The 19,840-nt window shown below is 50.6% G+C and carries 12 protein-coding genes; 9 read left to right on the forward strand and 3 right to left on the reverse strand.

The genetic code is table 11. The annotated features are described in order from the left end of the window. The first annotated feature begins 21 nt into the window (after positions 1-21). Genes FPG75_RS16135 through FPG75_RS16160 form a run of 6 tightly spaced genes read left to right on the forward strand, consistent with a single transcriptional unit; the run spans position 22 to position 9,990 of the window. Positions 22-1,206, forward strand: coding sequence for a DUF2062 domain-containing protein (locus FPG75_RS16135; RefSeq protein ID WP_143307884.1), 1,185 nt, complete (start codon positions 22-24; stop codon positions 1,204-1,206). A gap of 2 nt (positions 1,207-1,208) precedes the next feature. Further along, entirely contained in the window at positions 1,209-5,087 is a 3,879-nt protein-coding gene (locus FPG75_RS16140) for a trifunctional MMPL family transporter/lysophospholipid acyltransferase/class I SAM-dependent methyltransferase (RefSeq protein ID WP_143307885.1), read from the forward strand. Further along, positions 5,074-6,594, forward strand: a complete 1,521-nt coding sequence (locus tag FPG75_RS16145; protein WP_143307886.1) for a phytoene desaturase family protein — start codon at positions 5,074-5,076, stop codon at positions 6,592-6,594. The genes FPG75_RS16140 and FPG75_RS16145 overlap by 14 nt, the downstream gene beginning before the upstream one ends. 3 nt (positions 6,595-6,597) lie before the next feature. Then, positions 6,598-8,283, forward strand: a complete 1,686-nt coding sequence (locus FPG75_RS16150) for a C45 family autoproteolytic acyltransferase/hydolase (RefSeq protein ID WP_143307887.1) — start codon at positions 6,598-6,600, stop codon at positions 8,281-8,283. 6 nt (positions 8,284-8,289) lie between these two features. Then, the gene (acpS, locus tag FPG75_RS16155) at positions 8,290-8,670 is read left to right on the forward strand and encodes a holo-ACP synthase (RefSeq protein WP_143307888.1); all 381 of its coding nucleotides are present in this window, start codon (positions 8,290-8,292) and stop codon (positions 8,668-8,670) included. 27 nt (positions 8,671-8,697) lie between these two features. Then, the gene (locus FPG75_RS16160) at positions 8,698-9,990 is read left to right on the forward strand and encodes a phenylacetate--CoA ligase family protein (protein WP_143307889.1); all 1,293 of its coding nucleotides are present in this window, start codon (positions 8,698-8,700) and stop codon (positions 9,988-9,990) included. A gap of 168 nt (positions 9,991-10,158) precedes the next feature. Here FPG75_RS16160 and FPG75_RS16165 read toward each other — a convergent pair whose 3' ends face one another. After that, the gene (locus tag FPG75_RS16165) at positions 10,159-10,647 is read right to left on the reverse strand and encodes a DUF6702 family protein (protein ID WP_143307890.1); all 489 of its coding nucleotides are present in this window, start codon (positions 10,645-10,647) and stop codon (positions 10,159-10,161) included. A gap of 67 nt (positions 10,648-10,714) precedes the next feature. Here FPG75_RS16165 and FPG75_RS16170 point away from each other — a divergent pair, with 67 nt between their 5' ends. The 3 genes from FPG75_RS16170 (at position 10,715) to FPG75_RS16180 (ending at position 14,674) form a co-directional block, all read left to right on the forward strand. Then, positions 10,715-11,308, forward strand: a complete 594-nt coding sequence (locus tag FPG75_RS16170) for a HupE/UreJ family protein (RefSeq protein WP_143307891.1) — start codon at positions 10,715-10,717, stop codon at positions 11,306-11,308. A 15-nt stretch (positions 11,309-11,323) separates the two neighbouring features. Then, a complete protein-coding gene (locus FPG75_RS16175) occupies positions 11,324-13,648 on the forward strand; it encodes a M1 family metallopeptidase (protein WP_143307892.1) in 2,325 nt (774 codons plus the stop codon). A 219-nt stretch (positions 13,649-13,867) separates the two neighbouring features. Then, entirely contained in the window at positions 13,868-14,674 is an 807-nt protein-coding gene (locus tag FPG75_RS16180; protein ID WP_143307893.1) for an alpha/beta hydrolase, read from the forward strand. Positions 14,675-14,986: 312 nt separating this feature from the next. Here FPG75_RS16180 and FPG75_RS16185 read toward each other — a convergent pair whose 3' ends face one another. Further along, complete coding sequence (locus FPG75_RS16185; protein WP_143307894.1) at positions 14,987-16,552, reverse strand: SusD/RagB family nutrient-binding outer membrane lipoprotein; 1,566 nt, start codon at positions 16,550-16,552, stop codon at positions 14,987-14,989. Between the two features lie 10 nt (positions 16,553-16,562). Beyond that, on the reverse strand, positions 16,563-19,682 hold the full coding sequence (locus tag FPG75_RS16190) for a SusC/RagA family TonB-linked outer membrane protein (RefSeq protein WP_143307895.1): 3,120 nt from the start codon (positions 19,680-19,682) through the stop codon (positions 16,563-16,565). Positions 19,683-19,840 lie beyond the last annotated feature (158 nt).

Genomic DNA, 19,840 nt, shown 5'->3' on the forward strand with positions numbered 1-19,840 from the left:
GCTTCATACGTTTCAAATCAAATGAAGAATAGCTATTCACATAACGAGCAATTTGAGCAACACCGCGTAGCGGTGCTCATCCCCACGTACAACAACGCCGCTACCCTTGGCGCGGTGATCGCCGATGCGCTGGGATATACCCGTCATGTGATTGTGGTGAACGATGGCGCTACGGATGGCACCAGCAAAATATTGGAACAATTCCCGGAACTGCAATTAATTTCGTATAGCCCTAACCGTGGTAAGGGCGTGGCGTTGCGCCGCGGCTTTTCCTATGCGATGGAACAGGGCTACGATTACGTGATCACGATGGATGCAGACGGGCAGCATTTTGCCACCGATCTGCCGGTGATGTTGCAAAAGATCGATGAAACACCCGGCGCACTGGTGATTGGCGCCCGCAACCTGCAACAGGAGAACATGCCCGGCAAAAATACCTTTGCCAACAAGTTTTCCAATTTCTGGTTTTATGTGGAAACAGGCCTCAAAGGACCGGATACGCAATCCGGCTACCGCCTGTACCCACTGCACCTCATGCGCAAGATGCGCTTCTGGTGCACCAAATACGAATTTGAGATAGAAGTGCTCGTACGCAGCGCCTGGCGCGGCATCAAGATAGACTGGGCCCCCGTGAAAGTATACTACCCGCCGGCAGATGAGCGGGTATCGCATTTCAGGCCCTTTCGCGATTTCTCCCGTATCAGCGTGCTCAATACCGTACTGGTGCTGATCACTTTCCTGTATATCAAGCCGCGCGACTTTGTACGCTATATGCTCAAAGGCGAGAGCTGGCGTAAACTATGGCACGACGAAATACTGAACCCGCGGGAATCCAATGCCCTGAAAGCCGCCTCCATCGGCTTCGGCGTATTCATGGGCATCGTGCCAATATGGGGATTTCAGCTACTGGTGGCCATACTGGTATCCATCAAACTGAAGCTGAATAAGGCATTGGTGGTGATTGCGGCACATATCAGCATCCCGCCCATGATACCGGTAGTGGTCTTTCTCAGCTTTCTTACCGGGAAGATATGGATGGGACAATCTGCCACCGACCTGTTCTTCAGCGATGGCATCTCCATGCAAACGATTAAAGCCAATACCTTGCAATATGTGTATGGCGCCATCACACTGGCCATAGCAGCGGGTTTGGCAGCCTGGCTGCTGAGCTTTGTGTTGTTGACAATTTTTAGAGGAAAAAAATAAAGATGAGTAAACTCTTCATAGCGATCTATAATTTCTTTGCGCGCCATAAAGCCTGGCTGTGGATATCCGTTGTGGCCAGTTTTCTGCTGGCAGGCTTTTTCGCCGCACAGATCAGGCTGGAAGAAGATATTACGAAGATATTGCCGCAAGACAAAAAGCTGGATAAACTGCAACAGGTATTCCAGGACTCCAAGTTCGCGGATAAACTGATCGTGACTATTTCACAGCGCGATAGCGCCGCGGAAGCGCAGCCCGACAGTCTTACCGCCTATGCCGCGGAATACGTATCCAGGGCGGGCGCGCAGCTATCGCCTTATATCAAACATATCCAGGCGCAGGCCGACGACAATATGGTGATGGGCCTGATGCAAACGATACAAACGCATTTGCCCGTTTTCCTGGAAGAAGGAGATTATAAAAAGATCGATAGTTTACTCATGCCGGATCAACTGCAAAAAACATTGCAGTATGATTATAATACCCTGATATCCCCTGCCGGCCTGGTGTTGAAGAAAATGATACAGGCCGATCCCGTGGGCATCTCCTGGATTGGTGTGAAGAAATTGCAGCACTTGCAATACGATGATCAGTTTGAATTGTATGACAGTTATGTGATGACGAAAGACCATCGTCATCTGATGATATTCATTACGCCGGCCAATCCTCCCGGCGCTACCAAACAAAATACCGTGTTCCTTGCGGGGCTGGATCGCCTGCAAGACAGCCTCCAGCAAGCCTTTCCGGGCGTGAGCGCCTCTTATTTCGGCGGTACGGCGGTATCGGCGGGCAATGCCACACAACTGCGGCAGGATACTTTGCTGACGCAGGGTATCACCATCGTATTGCTGGTAGTGCTGATCGCGTGGTTCTTCCGCAAGAAGCGCGCGCCGGTATTGGTAATGCTGCCTGTGCTTTTTGGCGGCATCTTCTCACTGGCATGGATATACGTTATTAAGGGGCATATCTCGGTAGTGGCGCTGGGAGCGGGTTCTGTGGTGCTGGGTATTGCGGTGAATTATTCCCTGCATGTGTTCAACCATTTCCGGCATACCAGCGATGTGCGCGAAGTGATCGCCGACCTGGCCACTCCGATGACGCTCGGCAGCTTTACCACGGTAGGCGGCTTCCTGTGCTTGCAATTTGTGCAGTCGCCCATGCTCCGTGATGTAGGGCTGTTTGCGGCTTTGAGCCTGGTGGGCGCTGCCTTGTTCTCCCTGGTCTTTTTACCGCACATGATCGTGATCGGCCACCAGCCGCCGGTGGACGCCCATCACCATGATAACTGGCTCGATAAAATATCCGACTACCACCCGGAAAAGAACAAATTCCTCGTGGCAGGCATCTTTGTATTAACGATCGTATTCTTTTTCACAGCGCAGCGTGTTGGCTTTGAGAGCGACATGATGCGCATGAATTATATGTCGCCCCGACTGAAAGCAGCGGAAGCGCAGCTGAATAAGATCAATGCCTATACCGCGCAATCCATTTATGTAGTTACTGATGGCAATAGCCTGGAAACCGCGCTGGAACGCAATGAACAGCTGATGCCCATGATCACGCAATTACAGCAGCAAGGCATTGTGAAGAAGTACGCCGGCGTACAGTCGTTACTGTTATCCAATAAGGAACAGCAGGCCCGCATCGACCGCTGGAACCGTTACTGGACGCCGGAAAAGAAAACGCAATTGCTGGCTTACCTGCGCAGTCATGGTACTGTAACAGGTTTCAGCGCTACCGCCTTTAACCGTTTTGAGGAGCTGCTGCAAACCCGCTTCGCACCCCTTGGCGATGATGCCCTGCAAACCTTGCGCAGCGGCACATTGGGCGATTTTATCATGCAGAAGAATGGCAATACCTCGCTGGTAACGCTGCTGAAAGTAGATCCCGCCCACAAGCAGGCGGTGTACAAAGCCCTGGAAACACAGGCGCATACCACCGTGCTGGACAAGCAATACGCCGCCAACCGCCTCGTGGAAGTGATACGTGATGAATATAACAGCATTGCCTGGATGACTTCCCTGCTGGTGTTTTTTGCGCTGCTGATTTCCTACGGCCGCATCGAACTGGCGCTGATCACCTTCATCCCGATGGCCCTTAGCTGGGTGTGGATATTAGGTATCATGGGGCTTTTCGGCATCAAGTTCAATATCGTCAATATCATCCTGTCTACCTTTATTTTCGGTTTGGGAGACGATTACAGCATCTTCATGATGGACGGCCTTTTGCAGGAATACAAAACCGGCAAGAAAACGATCTCGTCTTTCAAATCATCTATCTTTCTCTCTGCCATCACTACGGTGCTCGGACTGGGCGTATTGATCTTCGCCAAACATCCGTCTTTACAATCTATCGCGCTGATATCTATCATTGGTATCGGTACGGTGGTATTGATATCGCAGGTGATGATACCGGTGCTGTTCAACTGGCTGATCACGAACCGGGTGCGCAAAGGCTTTGCACCCTGGACTTTGAAGGGATGGGCTTTGTCGGTTTTTTCCTTCACTTACTTTACGGTAGGGTGTATGTTGATGACCGTGCTTGGCACAATACTTATCCGCCTTAATCCATTTAAAAAGAAGGAAAGGGCGAAATTGCTTTATCATACCATCTTGTCTAAATACACCTGGTCCGTGTTGTATATCATGGGCAACGTGAAAAAGCAGGTGTTTAAACCGAAAGAGGAGCAATTGCAGAAGCCGGCGGTGATCATCAGCAATCACCAGTCGTTCCTGGATATACTGGTATCGACGATGATCCATCCGAAGGTTATTTTGCTGACGAACCAGTGGGTATGGCGTTCGCCGGTATTTGGCGCGGTAGTGCGGCTGGCAGATTATTACCCCGTGGCCGATGGCGCAGAAGGAGCGATCGACAAGCTGCGCGCCCGTGTAGCGGAAGGTTATTCTATTGTGGTGTACCCGGAAGGCACGCGCTCGCCTGATCCGCATATCAAACGTTTCCACAAAGGAGCGTTCTATATTGCAGAACAGCTGGGCCTTGACATATTACCAGTGATCATTCACGGTACCGCCTATACGATGCAGAAGAGCGATTTCCTGTTGAAAGATGGCACGGTTACCGTCAAGTACCTGCCGCGCATTGCGCCTGATGACGCGCGTTGGGGAGACAGCTACAGCGCCCGTACGAAATCGGTGAGCAAATATTTCAAGAAAGAATATGAGGCGTTGAGACGGGAGATAGAAGTGCCGGAATATTTCCGCGAACTGCTGAAGTACAACTACATTTATAAAGGCCCGGTGCTGGAATGGTACATGCGCATCAAAACGAGGATGGAGCACAATTACCAGGTGTTCCATGAACTGTTGCCACTGGAAGGCCGCATACTGGATATCGGCTGTGGCTACGGCTTTATGAGCTATATGCTTTCCTTCCTCTCCGAAGGCCGTGAGATCACCGGTATCGACCACGACGAAGAGAAGATACTGACCGCGAACCATAACTATTCGAGAACTTCGAAACTGAACTTTATACAGGGAGATATTGCCCAATTGTCTCCCGAAAAATATCATGGCTATATCCTCAGCGATGTACTGCACTACCTGCGCCCTGAAGAGCAGGAAGCATTGCTGCAACATTGTATTAACCACTTGGAGCCTGAAGGAGTGATCGTGGTGCGCGATGGCGACAGCGACCGCGCCAAACGTCATGAACGGACAAGGTTCACGGAAGTGCTGTCCACCAAAGTGTTCGGGTTTAATAAAACCGGGCGCACCGCTTTATCTTTCCTATCGGGCACGCATATACGTAATCTCGTCAGCAAATACGGCGCTGTAGCAGAAGAGATCGACAACTCCCGATACACTTCCAACGTAATATTTGTGATTCGAAAATCCCCCCAAAAAAATTATGCAGCATTATGATGTCATTATCATCGGCAGTGGCCTCGGAGGCCTGGTCAGCGGCGCTATCCTGAGCCAGAACGGCTACCGGGTATGCGTATACGAAAAGAACCGCCAGCTGGGCGGTTGCCTCCAGACCTATTCCCGCGAGAAGGTCATCTTTGACTCCGGTGTGCATTACATCGGAGGGTTAGCCCCCGGAGAAAATCTCTACAAAGTATTCAACTACCTTGGTATCATGGACAAGCTGCGGCTGAAGCGCATGGATATCGACGGTTTTGATCACATCAACTTCAATGGCGAAAGTAAGGAATACAAGCTGGCACAGGGTTACGAGCGCTTCGTGCATACATTGCTGGCCGACTTCCCGGATGAAAAAAAAGCATTACAGGATTATTGTGAGATGATCCGGGAGGTATGCAGCAAATTCCCTTTGTATAACCTGCGCACGGGCGACTATGAAGAAAAACGCAGTGTGCTGCATATTAACACTGCCGAATACCTGCGCAGCATCACCCGCAACGAAAGGTTGCAAAATGTGCTGGCCGGCAATAATCTCTTATACGCCGGGATGCCCGACCGTACGCCCTTTTATGTACATGCCCTGGTGCTCAACAGTTATATGAACAGCTCCTGGAAATGTGTGGATGGCGGCTCGCAGATCGCTAAATGGCTCGGACGCCGCATCACGGAGAATGGCGGCGCCATCATCCGCAATACCACCGTGAAAAACATTGTTGGTGAAGGCGACCGGGTAGATCATATCCTGCTCGATAATGGCGCCATTGCCCGGGCGACGCATTACATCTCCAACCTGCATCCGGCGCAAACCATGGCTATCACACAAAGCGATATGCTGCGCGGCGCCTATCGCAACCGCATGCAGCAGCTGGAAAACTCTATCGGCGCCTTTGTGCTCAATGTGGTGCTCAAGCCGGACAGTTTCCCCTATCTCAACTATAACTACTATTACCATGCTTCGGACGATGCCTGGGCCGGCATCAGCTACAATACCGACCAGTGGCCGGAAACCTACGCCATGTACGTATCCGCCACCTCGAAACACAGTACCTGGGCCGACAGCCTTTCCATCATGACGTATATGCGTTACGAGGAGTTACAACCCTGGGAACATACCTTCAATACCGTGCTGCACAAAGGTTCCAGGGGAGAAGACTACGAAGCCTTCAAACAACGGAAAGCAGAGCAGCTGCTGGACCGCGTGGAGCAAAAGTTTCCCGGCTTCCGCAACAGCGTGCAGTCGTATTATGTAGCTACGCCACTTTCATACCGCGATTACATCGGCACAGCCGACGGCAGCATGTACGGTGTGATGAAAGACAGCCGCGACCCGCTGCGGTCCATGGTTTCGGCGCGTACAAGACTTTCCAATTTGTATCTTACCGGGCAAAACCTGAACTTGCACGGTATTCTCGGGGTAACGATCAGCAGCGTGATCACCTCCGCAGAGCTGCTGGGAATGGAATTCCTGGTAGACCGTATTAATCAAGCATCATCCAATATATAAAAAGTGGAAAAGAAGAAACGAAGCGGCTGGCGGAAATTAGGACGCGCACTCTTATGGATCATTGGTGTTTTCCTGGTGTTGTTCATCGCACTGGCGATCTACCTGGTATCGGTGAGTCATATAACGCCGCCGAAGATCGCCGACCAGCGGGCATTGCAGCTGGAACGGACATCGATCAGCGGCAGCGCTTACACGATCGGTAACAACTGGTTCCGTAAAAGCAACAGTGGCCTGTACGAAATGTATGTAGAAGGCGCTCCTTTTGAAAGAGGCGTTATCAACGGGAAATTGTCCGGTGAGCTGATCCGCCGCCAGGAAGATAATTTTGTGAACCAGATCAAAAAGATGATCCCTTCTACCTTCTACCTGCATTTCCTGAAATATTTTATCGGGTGGTTCAACCGCGACCTGAGCGCACATGTAAAAGAAGAGTTTAAGGAAGAGATCTATGGAGAATCATTTTCTGCCGCCAGCGGTTATGATTATATCGGTACCAATTACGAGCGTTTGATGAACTACCATGCCGCGCATGATATTGGTCACGCCCTGCAAGGCATGGCCCTCGTGGGTTGTACGTCGTTTGGCACCTGGGATGAGCAGTCGGCCGATAGTAACCTGATCCTTGGCCGTAACTTCGATTTCTATATGGGCGACAAGTTCGCGGAGGATAAGATGGTCGTTTTCTATCATCCGGATAAAGGCTACAACTTTATGTTCGTTACCTGGGGAGGCTTTACCGGCGTGGTTTCCGGCATGAACGACCAGGGCCTTACCGTTACCATCAACGCCGCCCGCACCGATGTGCCTTCCGGCGCCGCCACTCCGGTATCGCTGGTAGCGCGCGAAATATTACAATATGCCAGCACGATCCAGGAAGCCTGGAATATTGCAAAGCAGCGCAAGATGTTTGTATCAGAATCTTTTCTCGTAGGCTCCGCGAAAGATAACAAAGCCGCCGTGATCGAGAAAACGCCCACCGGTATGGATATGTACAGTCCTGCCGATCAGCATTTCATCACCTGCACCAACCACTTCCAGGGCGATACCCTTGGCAAGCTGGCCTCCAACAAATTGCAGGTGGCGGAAAGCGCCTCTGCATACCGTTATCAGCGCCTCAACGAACTGCTGAAAGAAAAAGGACCTAACACACCGCAAAAGACGGTGGACATCCTGCGCGACCGTTTCGGGCTGCACAACGCCAATATCGGTATGGGCAATGAAAAGGCCATCAACCAGTTCATTGCGCATCATGCCATCGTATTTGAACCGAAAAAGAAAATGGTATGGGTATCTACCGCTCCCTGGCAGCTGGGGCAATTTGTAGCTTATGATCTGAACAAGATATTCCACATGCACGGCCTCGATGCCGATCATGAAGTATATGACAGCGCACAAAACATCGCCGCTGATCCTTTCCTGCAAACGAAGGACTATGCCGACTTTCAGCGCTACCGCCGTTTCAAGGAGCAGATCGCGAACGGGGAAACGATCGATACCAAAGCGCTCATCGCCACCAACCCGGAATATTATCATACCTATGTATTGGCCGGCGATTACGACTTTAAACGCAAAGATTACGCTGCCGCGAAGCAATACTACGCCACCGCATTAACGAAAGTGATTGCTACCAAAGGCGAGGAAAACCATATCCGTAAACGGTTACAGCAGTGCGTTGAACATCTAAAATAAAATGTTATGGTCATTGGCATCGGTACCGATATTGTGGAAGTGCCGCGCATAGCGGCCAAACTGGCCCGGGACAATGGTTTCCGGGACCTGGTATTCACACCGCTGGAAATTGCCTATTGTGAAAAACAGGCCAGTCCGGCAGAATCATTTGCCGCGCGCTTTGCCGCCAAAGAGGCCCTGCTGAAGGCTTTGGGCACCGGCTGGGGCAATAATGGCGGCATCAATTTCGATCATATCGAAATACGCAACGACAGCTACGGCAAGCCAGAACTATTCCTGCTGCACGAAGGCGAGGCCCGCTACCGTGAGCTGGGCATCAAAAAAATATGGGTATCATTATCCCATGAAAAGGGCGCTGCCATCGCCATGGTGGTGCTCGAAGGTTAGTATCTTTTTAATATCTTCACAGCTGCTATGTATATACCCGATATTGAACTACAGTCCAAAGCCGCCATCAGGGCCTTCCAGGAGCGGGAAGTGATGCACCTGCTGGGTTATCTCCGGCAGTTCTCGCCCTTTTATAAAGCCTGGTTCAAACAGCATGATATACATCCTGATAAAATAAAATCGCTGGACGATTTTTCACAGATACCACCGGTAACCAAAGAAGATCTGCAGGAACACAACTGGGAATTTTTGTGTGTAGATAAAAGCAAGATCGCTGAATATACCACTACTTCCGGCACTTTGGGCCGCCCGGTGATCATTGCGCTTACCGAAAAAGACTTGCAGCGCCTCAGCTACAATGAATATATTTCTTTCTGTTGCGCCGATGGCTCCGACAGCGACATCTTTCAGCTCATGCTCACGCTGGATCGCCAGTTCATGGCCGGTATGGCGTATTACAACGGCATCCGTAAACTGGGCGCCGGCGTACTGCGTGTAGGCCCGGGCGTGCCGAGCATGCAGTGGGAAAATATCCAGCGCATCAAACCTACCACCATTGTAGGCGTGCCCTCCTTTATCGTGAAGCTCATTGCGTATGCGAAAGAACATCATATCGATATCAACAGCACTTCCGTGAAGAAAGCAGTGTGTATCGGTGAGAATATACGCAACACTGATTTTTCTTTGAATGTGCTGGGCAAGAAGATCACCAGCCAGTGGGATATTCAGCTATATTCCACCTACGCCTCTACAGAAATGCAGACAGCATTCACCGAATGCAAGGCAGGTAAAGGCGGGCATCATCATCCCGAACTGCTGTACGTAGAGCTGCTCAATGAAAACAATGAACCCGTAGCGCCGGGCGAAGAAGGCGAAGTGACCATCACCACGCTTGGCGTGGAAGGCATGCCCCTGCTGCGTTACAAGACCGGCGATATCTGCCAGTACCAACAGGATCAATGTTCCTGCGGCCGGCAAACGCTGCGTCTTTCTCCCGTGATCGGCCGTAAAAAGCAGATGATCAAATACAAAGGCACCACCTTGTATCCGCCTGCCTTGTTCGACTTGCTCAATGACATGGAAGAAGTCAAAGAATTTGTAGTAGAAGTATATTCCAATGAACTCGGCACCGACGAGATATTGCTGCACCTCTGGCCCAGAGAGGAATCCGAGGAAACAGACCGTAAGATACGTTCCTACCTGCAAGCCCGCCTGCGCGTGATCCCACAGGTACGCTATTGCGACCAGCAGGAAATTATGCGGATGCAGTTTCCGGAAAATAGCCGTAAGCCGGTGAAATTTATCGATAATAGAAGTTAGCGGAGGAAGCGGAGGAAGCGAATAAAGCCCTTGAAGCGCTTCGAGCGCTTCAAGGGCTGGGAGCCTTAATAGGTAAAAGTTCGCGGTAGCATTCACTTTATGCTTTGATGTTAGCTAACGGCAGTTTCCGCCCTTGAAGCGCTCGAAGCGCTTCAAGGGCTTTCCCATTTAAAAATTCATGACGGCATCAGCTTTGGGATTATCCAGCTTGATGCTCTGGCGCTTGCCGCCTACGATCACATGTATCATATTGATCTGTGAGGCGTGTTGCGCATACAGCACGTCGTTCCTGACTTCCACCTTCTTCGGGGCGGGGATATTATCCGCCTGTAAAAAACTCCATACTGCGTCTTCTTCTATCTTGTAACCAATCAAATGCAGGGATACTGCTTTACCATCGGCTTTTATGATGAGGTGCTGCGACAGGTAGGTAGCGATGAAATCCTCTACCTGCCTGCGGTTGGCGGGATGTGCGATATCAAAGGATGTTTTGAACTGTGCTTTCAAAGTGTTTTCCAGGTCGTCGGTGAAGATGCGGCAGCTCACTTCCAGCTCATTTTTCGCTGCGTTATGCGTGATTTCCGTTACACTGGCATAAAAGGGATGCATCGCTGTGAGCCATACTGTCAGCCACCACTTACATAATAATAACCCCACTAGACAAATTTTTATGAAAAATTAATATTTAGTTTATATAATTACCAAATTTAGTCAATGTAGTGTAATGGACGACTTGTATTTTCAGCTGGGATGGCAGCATATCGTGAACTGGGATGCCTATGACCACATACTTTTTATCATAGCCTTGTGTGCCATTTATGTGCTGCGCGACTGGCGCAAAGTGCTGGTACTTGTCACCGCCTTTACTATCGGGCATTCCATTACCCTGGCCTTGAGTGTGCTGAATGTGATCCATATACCTGGTGAGCTGGTGGAGTTCCTGATACCGGTCACGATCTGCGTAACAGCTATGTCCAACATCCTCCGGAAGGACGACGAGCCACAACATTTACAGCTGAATTATTTTTATGCCTTGTTCTTTGGATTGATTCACGGGCTGGGATTTTCCAATTATCTGAAAAGTATGTTGGGCAGCCAAACCAACATCATCAAACCTTTGCTGGGTTTTAATATCGGGCTGGAAGCGGGGCAGATACTGATCGTGACGATCGTGTTGCTGATCTCCGGTATCACGGTGAACATATCGCATGCACGCCGCCGCGACTGGAACATGTTCCTGTCGTCAGCCGCTTTCGGAGCGGCTTTCATTATGGTGTTGCAGGGCATCCGGCCTTTGTTATCGAATGGTAGAATTTAGTCTTTAATACTGTTTATGAGAAAGCACTTGTATGTGCTGGGTATCTTGTGTGGCAGCGCGCTTTCGCTGTACGCGCAAAATAATCCCGGCTCCAACCATGGTAATCGCTTTGAGCAATTGGGCACCATGCTGCAAACGCCCAATATGTACCGCTCCGCGTCGGGCGCGCCAGGCCCTAAATACTGGCAGCAGCGCGCGGATTATGACATCAGCGCCGAGCTGGACGACAGCAAGCAGCGGCTCTCCGGCGCAGAAACCATCACTTATTTCAACAACTCTCCCGATCCGCTTACCTACCTCTGGTTACAGCTGGATGAGAACGAGCATGACGCCAAAAGCGACAACCAGCAGTTCAATGGCAGCCGCATGACGGACAAGATGACCATGGCTGCGCTCAACAGCATCATCAGGCCCAATAAAGACCTGGGTGTGAAGATCGTGAAGATCACCGATGCAGATGGTAAAGCCTTGCCTTATACCATCAATCAGACCATGATGCGCATCGACCTGCCGCAAACACTGATGCCAGGCGAAAAGTATCGCTTCAAGGTGGAATGGTGGTATAATATCTCTGACCGTATGAGCACCGGCGGCCGTGGCGGTTATGAATATTTTCCGGAAGATGGCAACTATCTCTACACCATCACGCAATGGTATCCCCGGCTGGCGGTGTATTCTGATTTCCAGGGATGGCAGAACAAGCAATTCACCGGCGCCGGCGAATTTGCGCTCACCTTCGGTAATTTTCGTGTACGCATGACCGTGCCCGCCGACCATGTAGTAGGCGGCACCGGCGAATGCCAGAATTATAAAGAGATGCTTTCCGCCGCACAATACCAGCGCTGGCAGCAGGCGCAGAGCAGCAAAGAGCCGGTGGAAGTGGTAACGCTCGATGAAGCAAAGAAAGCCATGCAGTCCAAAGCTACCGCCCGCAAAACATGGGTATACGAAGCGCAGAATGTGCGCGACTTTGCCTGGGTATCTTCCCGCCGCCTGGTATGGGACGCGATGGCCACCAATGTAGAAGGCAACAAAGTAATGACGATGTCGTACTACGGTCCGGAAGCGTATCCGCTGTATCGCCGCTATTCTTCCAAAGTAGTAGCACATACGCTCAAATCCTATTCTCATCATACCATCCCGTATCCTTATCCCGTGGCCATTTCCGTAGAAGCGGCCAACGGCATGGAATATCCGATGATCTGCTTCAACTACGGCCGTGCAGATAAAGACGGCACTTATTCCGAAGCCACCAAAAACGGTATGATCGGCGTGATCACCCATGAAGTGGGTCACAACTTCTTCCCGATGATCGTCAACTCCGACGAACGCCAGTGGACCTGGATGGATGAAGGCCTCAACACCTTCTGTCAGTTCATGGCCGAACAGGAGTGGGACAGCAATTTCCCTTCCGGACGCGGGCCAGCCCACAAGATCGTAGACTATATGAAGATGCCTAAAGACCAGCTGGAGCCCATTATGACCAACTCCGAAAACATCGTTCAGTTTGGTCCTAATGCCTACGCGAAACCCGCCACTGCGCTGAATATCCTGCGTGAAACGGTGATGGGCCGCGAGCTGTTCGATTTTGCCTTCAGGGAATATGCGCGCCGCTGGGCCTTCAAACATCCTACGCCGGCGGATTTCTTCCGTACCATGGAAGACGCTTCCGCCGTGGATCTCGACTGGTTCTGGCGTGGCTGGTTCTTCGGCACAGAGCCGGTAGATATCGCCATCGACAGCGTAAAATGGTATCGCATGGATAGCAAAAATCCAACAGAAGCCAGCGCCGCCGCCAAAGCCGCTTACGATAAAAACATGGATCATATTGCCCGCCGGCGTAACAAGGCCGAAGGCATCAAATACGCCGTGGATGAGGATCCCAGTCTGCAAGACTTCTACAGCAAATGGAACCGCTTCGATGTGAGCAACGAAGATAAAGCGGCTTTCGACAAGTTCTATAGCAATCTCTCACCGCAGGAAAAAGCGATGTACGACAGCAAAAAGAATTTCTACGAAGTATCGTTCTCCAACAAAGGAGGCCTCGTGATGCCGCTCATCATCGAATGGACCTTCACCGACGGCACTAAAGAAACAGATCGTATCTCCGCCTACATCTGGCGCAAGAACGAAAATGAAGTCACCAAGGTATTCGCCAAAGACAAGCAAGTAGCTTCCATCAAACTGGACCCGCTCCGCGAAACCGCCGATATCGACGAAAGCAACAACAGCTGGCCCCGTCAGGCTGCTCCATCACAGTTTGAACTGTTCAAATCCAACGCCGCACCCAGAGGCGCTTCTAACGGGGATAACCCGATGAAGAAGGCGCGGAAGAGCTAAGCGGAGGTTGTCTGGCTCAGGATTTAATGATTGAAAGGATTACCAGGATTTTTTTATCAGGATTAATAAGGATTAAGAAAGATTTTCGAATTGATTTTCGCGAATCTCTCTTAATCCTTATTAATCCTGATAAAAAAATCCTGGTAATCCTTTCAATCATTAAATCCTGAGCCAGACAACCTCCGCTTCACTCTTCGAAGATTTTTTTATATTTATCTCATGAGATTTTTTGCTTTCATTATTGCGTTTTTATGTTTGCATACGGCATATGCCGCGGATGTGGATACTATCAGTGTGCCGAGTGCGGTTATGCACCGCAGTTTCCGTTGTGTGGTGATTACGCCTGCTGAATATAAAAGCAGTACGCGGCGTTTTCCGGTGGTGTACCTGCTGCATGGTTATGATGGTAACTACAGCAATTGGATCACGAAAGTGCCTGCCATCCGTGAGTTGGCGGACCGGTATCAGTGCATGATCGTATGCCCCGATGGTGTGAATAGTTGGTATGTGGACAGCCCTGCAGATAGTAGCCGCCGCTTTGAAACGTATGTTGGCAAAGAGTTACCGGCTTATATTGATCAGCACTATAGTACTATTCCTTCGCCGCAAAGCCGTGCTATTACGGGTTTGAGCATGGGCGGTCATGGCGCCTTGTACCTGGCTATCCGTCATCCTGAAACATTCGGCGCCGCTGGCAGTATAAGCGGCGGCGTAGATCTGAGACCTTTTCCTAAAAGCTGGAACCTTCCTAAAATATTTGGCGATCCGGGCCCTAATGGCGCCAACTGGACCAATTACATGGTCATCAAACAAATAGAACAACTGAAACCCGGCACTCTTCCCCTCATCATCGATTGCGGCGTCAAAGACTTCTTCATCGACGTCAACAGAAACCTCCATCAACGCCTGTTACAGCTGGGCATCCCACATGACTACACCGAAAGACCCGGCGAACATAACTGGGATTATTGGAGTAATTCGGTGCAGTATCAACTGTTGTTTTTCCACCGCTTTTTCGCTCGATAGCGCGAAGGTTGTCTGGCTCAGGATTTAATGATTGAAAGGATTACCAGGATTTTTATCTACAGGATTTATAAAGATTAAAAAAAGATTCGCGGAGATCAGGTCGAAATGGTCTCCGCGAATCTTTTTTTAATCTTTATAAATCCTGTAGATAAAAATCCTGGTAATCCTTTCAATCATTAAATCCTGAGCCAGACAACCTTCGCGTAAAACAATACCGCCTGCAAGATTACAGGCGGCTTTCTTAAACATGTTAAATGTGACCTATGTGAATGCTAAGCGATTGCTTATGGAGAATGTATGCTTTATTCTTTATCATTTATCCCACCATACGCGGGTGCTGAAATTGTTGGCGCCCTGTGCGGTGATGGCAGCGTTGTAGTTGTCGGCATTGGCGCTGGCTTCGGAGGTGGGGTAGAGCATTCTTCTCGGGATCTGGCCGCCGTTGTTATCGCCTGGATATACAACGGGTGTCAGTTTCGGGAAGTCTGATCTTCTCCAGTTGCTCCATGCTTCGTACCAGTCGAGGAAGGAGGCCATCCAGTATTGGGTGTTGATCTGTTGCAGGCCGCTGGCTGCTACATAAGGATGTGCAGTGAGGTAGGCCGCGATGTCGGCATCGGCGATGGTGGCGCCTTTGTCGTATTGCGCGAACTGTTTCATAGCGGCGGTAACGCCGTTGTTATAGTGAGTAGCTGCGTTGGCGCCTACGTTCCAGCCGCGTTGGGCCGCTTCAGCGAGCAACAGCTCTGTTTGCGCGTAGGTGATCACGAAGGTAGGACCATCAAGTTTCAGCAGGAAGTTTTTCTGTATGGTGGAGTAATTGTTGATATCTCCCGGAAAACCTGGCGCTGTTTTTACATCGTTGGCGCCATTGTTCTGATCATAGCCATTGGGTAAGCCGATCTGTTTGGAAGGCGTTCTGTCGCCGCTGGACTTGATCTGCGCGAGATATTGCAAGCGGGGATCATTGTTGCCTTGCAGAAAATCTACCAATGTTTTGCTGAGGTATACGTTACCTTTTCCTACTGCGTCCCATTCGCCGCTGAGGATGTTGCTGTTGCGGTTCACGGTATTTCTGCCGCCGGTGCTCTCATGTTGTACGTAGGCGTTGTCGTCGTTGGAAGTGAATACGCCGCCGGCGTAAGCCTTTTCCACCCAGATGCGTGCGCTGTCATTTTCTGTACGTTTGCTCATACGCATGCCGAGACGCAGCATGAGCGAGTAGGCCAGCCTTTTCCATTTGAGCACGGCGTCGTCTGCGCCGCGGTAGATGAGGTCGCCCGCACCGATCTTGTCTTTGGAGGCATCGAGGCCTTTGGCGGCTTCGTCCAGTTCTTTCAACATATCGGAATAGATATCTTTCTGCGCATCGTATTTAGGCGTGGAGATGCCGTTCAGATAGCCTTGCCCGGCCTGCGAATAAGGGATGTTGCCATAAAGGTCGGTCAGGCGGTGAAACAGCAGCACTTTGGCGATACGGCCTACCTGGTAAAGGTTGGCGTATTGTGGTTTGCCTTTGGTATTGGCCACGAGATCCACCACGTATTTGATCTGATCCTGGTAGGCGGTGGTGAAGGCGCTGCTGGCAAATCCGTCGTTACGAGAATATTTATCGCCCGAATACCAGCCGGTAGTGGACGACAGCTGCTGCGTCATCAGGCTGCAATAGATGATGTTCACACGCCAGGTGTCGAAGCTGAAATCGTGGTTGCCCGCAAATTCCAGCTCGGCGCGGGTGAGGTTGTAGATGGGAATATTATTTTCCGGCGCCACCTTATTGGTATCGGTGTTGATATCGGAAAAATTCTTGGTACAGGAGGCCAGCAACGCAGTGGCTGGAACCGCCAGTAACAGCATATATCTTGACAGTAGTTTCATGTTTCTCTTTTTAGAATTTTACATTCAGATTTACACCGATAGATTTGGTAGTAGGCACGCCGGCGTATTCCAGACCTTGTGAGTTGGAGTTGTTGTAGGAAGATTCAGGATCGATGTTGGGCGTATGTTTGGAGATGTAGAACAGGTTCCTGGCTACCAGCGATACTCCCAAGCCGGCAATCTTGTGGTTGAAGGCGCTTCCCGGGATGTTATAGGTAAGACTTACAGAACGGAACTTGATAAAGTCCGAGCTGTATACCTGCAAAGCAGAGATGGTAGACAGGCGGCCGTAGTAAGTTTGTGCATCTACCGTTTTAGATACTTCGTTGCCACTGGCATCCACACCTTTCACCGTTACGCCGCCTTCCCTGCCTGCGAGGGTTTCCTTCTGCAGGCCGAAAGTGTAGGCGTTAGCGTTAGTACCGGAATACAGTACACCGCCATTTTTATAATCGATGAGGAAAGAGAGACCGAAACGTTTGTATACAAATTCGTTGTTCCAACCGCCGGATACGGGCGCCACGCCGGTACCTCTCGGGGTGAGCGCACCTTGCTGTGGAAGGCCGTTATCCAGTACCAGGTTGCCTTTGGCGTCTCTCAGGTAATCAAATGCCATCACCTGCGCAATCGGCAAGCCTACTACATGTTTGATATAGGCGTTGGTGGTGCGTGATTGATCCATCTGCATGTCCGCCTGGCCGGCAGCGAGTTGCAGTACGGTATTTTTGTTGTTGGTATAGTTGAAGCTGGTGGTCCAGGTGAAGTCAGTAGTTTTCACAGGCACTACAGATACCATCAGTTCAATACCTTTGTTTTCTATTTTACCTACGTTCAGCAGCCTGGTCAGGTAGCCGGAAGTGATAGATACGGTACCGGATACGATATCGTTCAGTGTTTGTTTTTTATACACAGCAACGTCAACGGATAAACGATTTTTGAAGAAACCCAGTTGAGCACCGATTTCCGCCTCTTTCACTTTCAGTGGTTCGAGGTTTGCATTCGGGATTTCAGAAGGCAGGTCGGCGATCGGGTTGCCGCCGATAGCGCCCATAGCGCCGTAGTACAGCTGTGTTTTGAAAGGCTGCGCGTCGCCACCCACCTGTGAGTAACCCGCTCTGATCTTACCGAAGTTGAGCCATGGCAATTGCAGGGTTTCGGAGAAGAGATAAGAGGCATTGATAGATGGATAGTTGTAAGAGTTGTTCCTGGCAGGCAATGAACTGGACCAGTCGTTACGATCCGTCAGGGTCAGGAACAAGGTGCTTTTATAAGACAGCTCCAATGATCCGTACACAGAATGTACTTCTTTGGTAGGCGTGCTGATATTTACGTTTCTGGCGCTGGCAGTGCTCGGGTTGTAGAGGTTGGCATATGCGAGGCCGTCGGCATTCATATCAATTTCTTTGGCGTCCTGGCGCATGAAGTTGGCGCCGGCAGTAACACCGATATTGAAATCGCGGGCAACAGTTTTGTTGAGGCCTACGAGTACGTCGGTATTGAGCTCATTGAAATTGCGGGTAAGGTCCTGGTACAGTTTACCGGTAGGTTTGAATGCGGTACCCGTGGGCCAGATGCTCTGCGCGTTGAAGGCGAAGAAGTCGTTGGTAACGCGGCCTTGCACATACAGCCAGTCGGTAGCCTGGTAGCGGAGACTAGCCATGCCCATCATCCTGTCTTTGTTTGTTTTGTTAGAGAATTTAGCGGCAGCGAAGTAGGGATTGGTATTATACTGGTTGTCGCTGTATTGTGTTTCTGCGCCGGTGAGCGGATCCCATCCTGGTGCGAGGAGATTGGCTCTTACGTTCGGCGGCAGGAACATGATGGCGAAGTTACCGTTACCAGGTGCATCGCTCACATTGGCGCGGTTAGCTCTTTCTTTCACATATGTGATGTTGGCTTGTCCGGACCATTTCGGACTTAATTTAAATCCGAGGTCGATGTTGGCGTTGTTACGTTTATAGTAAGCGCCGGGATATACGCCCAGGTTGCGGAGATCGCCGAGCGATACGCGGAAGGTAGTAGCTTCATTACCGCCGGAGAAGGCCACCGTATTGGTAATGGTGGAACCGGTGCGATAGAAGTCTTTGAAGTTATGCTGACTTTCCTTGCTGTAAGGACGTTGTTGGCCATCGAAGTAATAGGCAGGCTGGCCATCGAGTTTCGCGCCCCATGACGACATGCCCGTTCTGATGCCGCTGGTAGCATCTGTAGGACGCGCGCCCAGCGTGCCCTGGCCGTATACGTCCTGGAAGTCGCGGTAGTCGTGCACTTTATCGATGGTCATGTTGCTGTTCACTTCAATGCCGATGCCTTTACGCGCCTTGCCTGATTTGGTGGTGATGAGGATTACGCCGTTGATACCGCGTTGGCCGTACAATGCGGCGGCGGCGCCACCTTTCAATACGGTCATATCTTCGATATCATCCGGGTTGATGCTGGAGATGCCATCGCCATAGTCGGCGCCGCCATACATACCGGGGTTGCCCTGGTTGTCGTTGTTGAGCGGGATGCCGTTCACTACATACAGTGGCTGGTTGTTGAAAGAGAGGGAGGAGTTACCACGGATGGTGACGCGGGAAGAGCCACCAGGGCCGGTTGCAGGGGCCGAGCTGTTTACGCCGGCTACTTTACCAACGAGGGCATTACCTACGTTGATCTCGCGGGCCTGGGTGAAGTCGCCGCCTTTCACTTTGGTGATGGCATAGCCAACGCTTTTCTCTTCTTTCTTGATGCCCAGTGCGGTTACTACCAGTTCATTGAGGCCGGTGGAACCTTCTTCCAGGGTGATGTTCATTTCGTCGTCGCTGCCTACTGTTACTTCTTTAACGGTAAATCCTACGAAGCGGAATACCAGTACATCGCCGGCTTTGGCGGCGATCTTGTATTGTCCGTTTGCATTTGCCTGGGTGCCTTTGCCCGTATTTTTCACGATTACAGTAACGCCGGGTAAAGGAGAGCCTTTACTGTCTTTGACAGTACCATGTACATCCTTTTGTTGGAAGTTCGCATGCCATGCGCTGGAATGTGCAGTGGTGGCGGCTACTGCAGCATACGCATTTTCCGTTATCACCGTGCTGAGCGCAAGCCCGGTAGCAACGCATGCTTTCATGAGGCGTAGGTTTCTTTTCATACTTGCCTTGTTTTAAAATTTTGGTTTGATAAATGAATGGACATTTTCGTATAGTCGTGTCAGTTACATGCTGTATAGGCCGATGTAGAGGAGTCGTATGAAGAGAGTGATGGTACTATAGAATATTTAGGGATTTTTTGATTTAGGGATTTGAGAAT

Origin of the sequence: Chitinophaga vietnamensis (assembly GCF_902167635.1) — a bacterium.
GTDB lineage: Bacteria > Bacteroidota > Bacteroidia > Chitinophagales > Chitinophagaceae > Chitinophaga > Chitinophaga vietnamensis.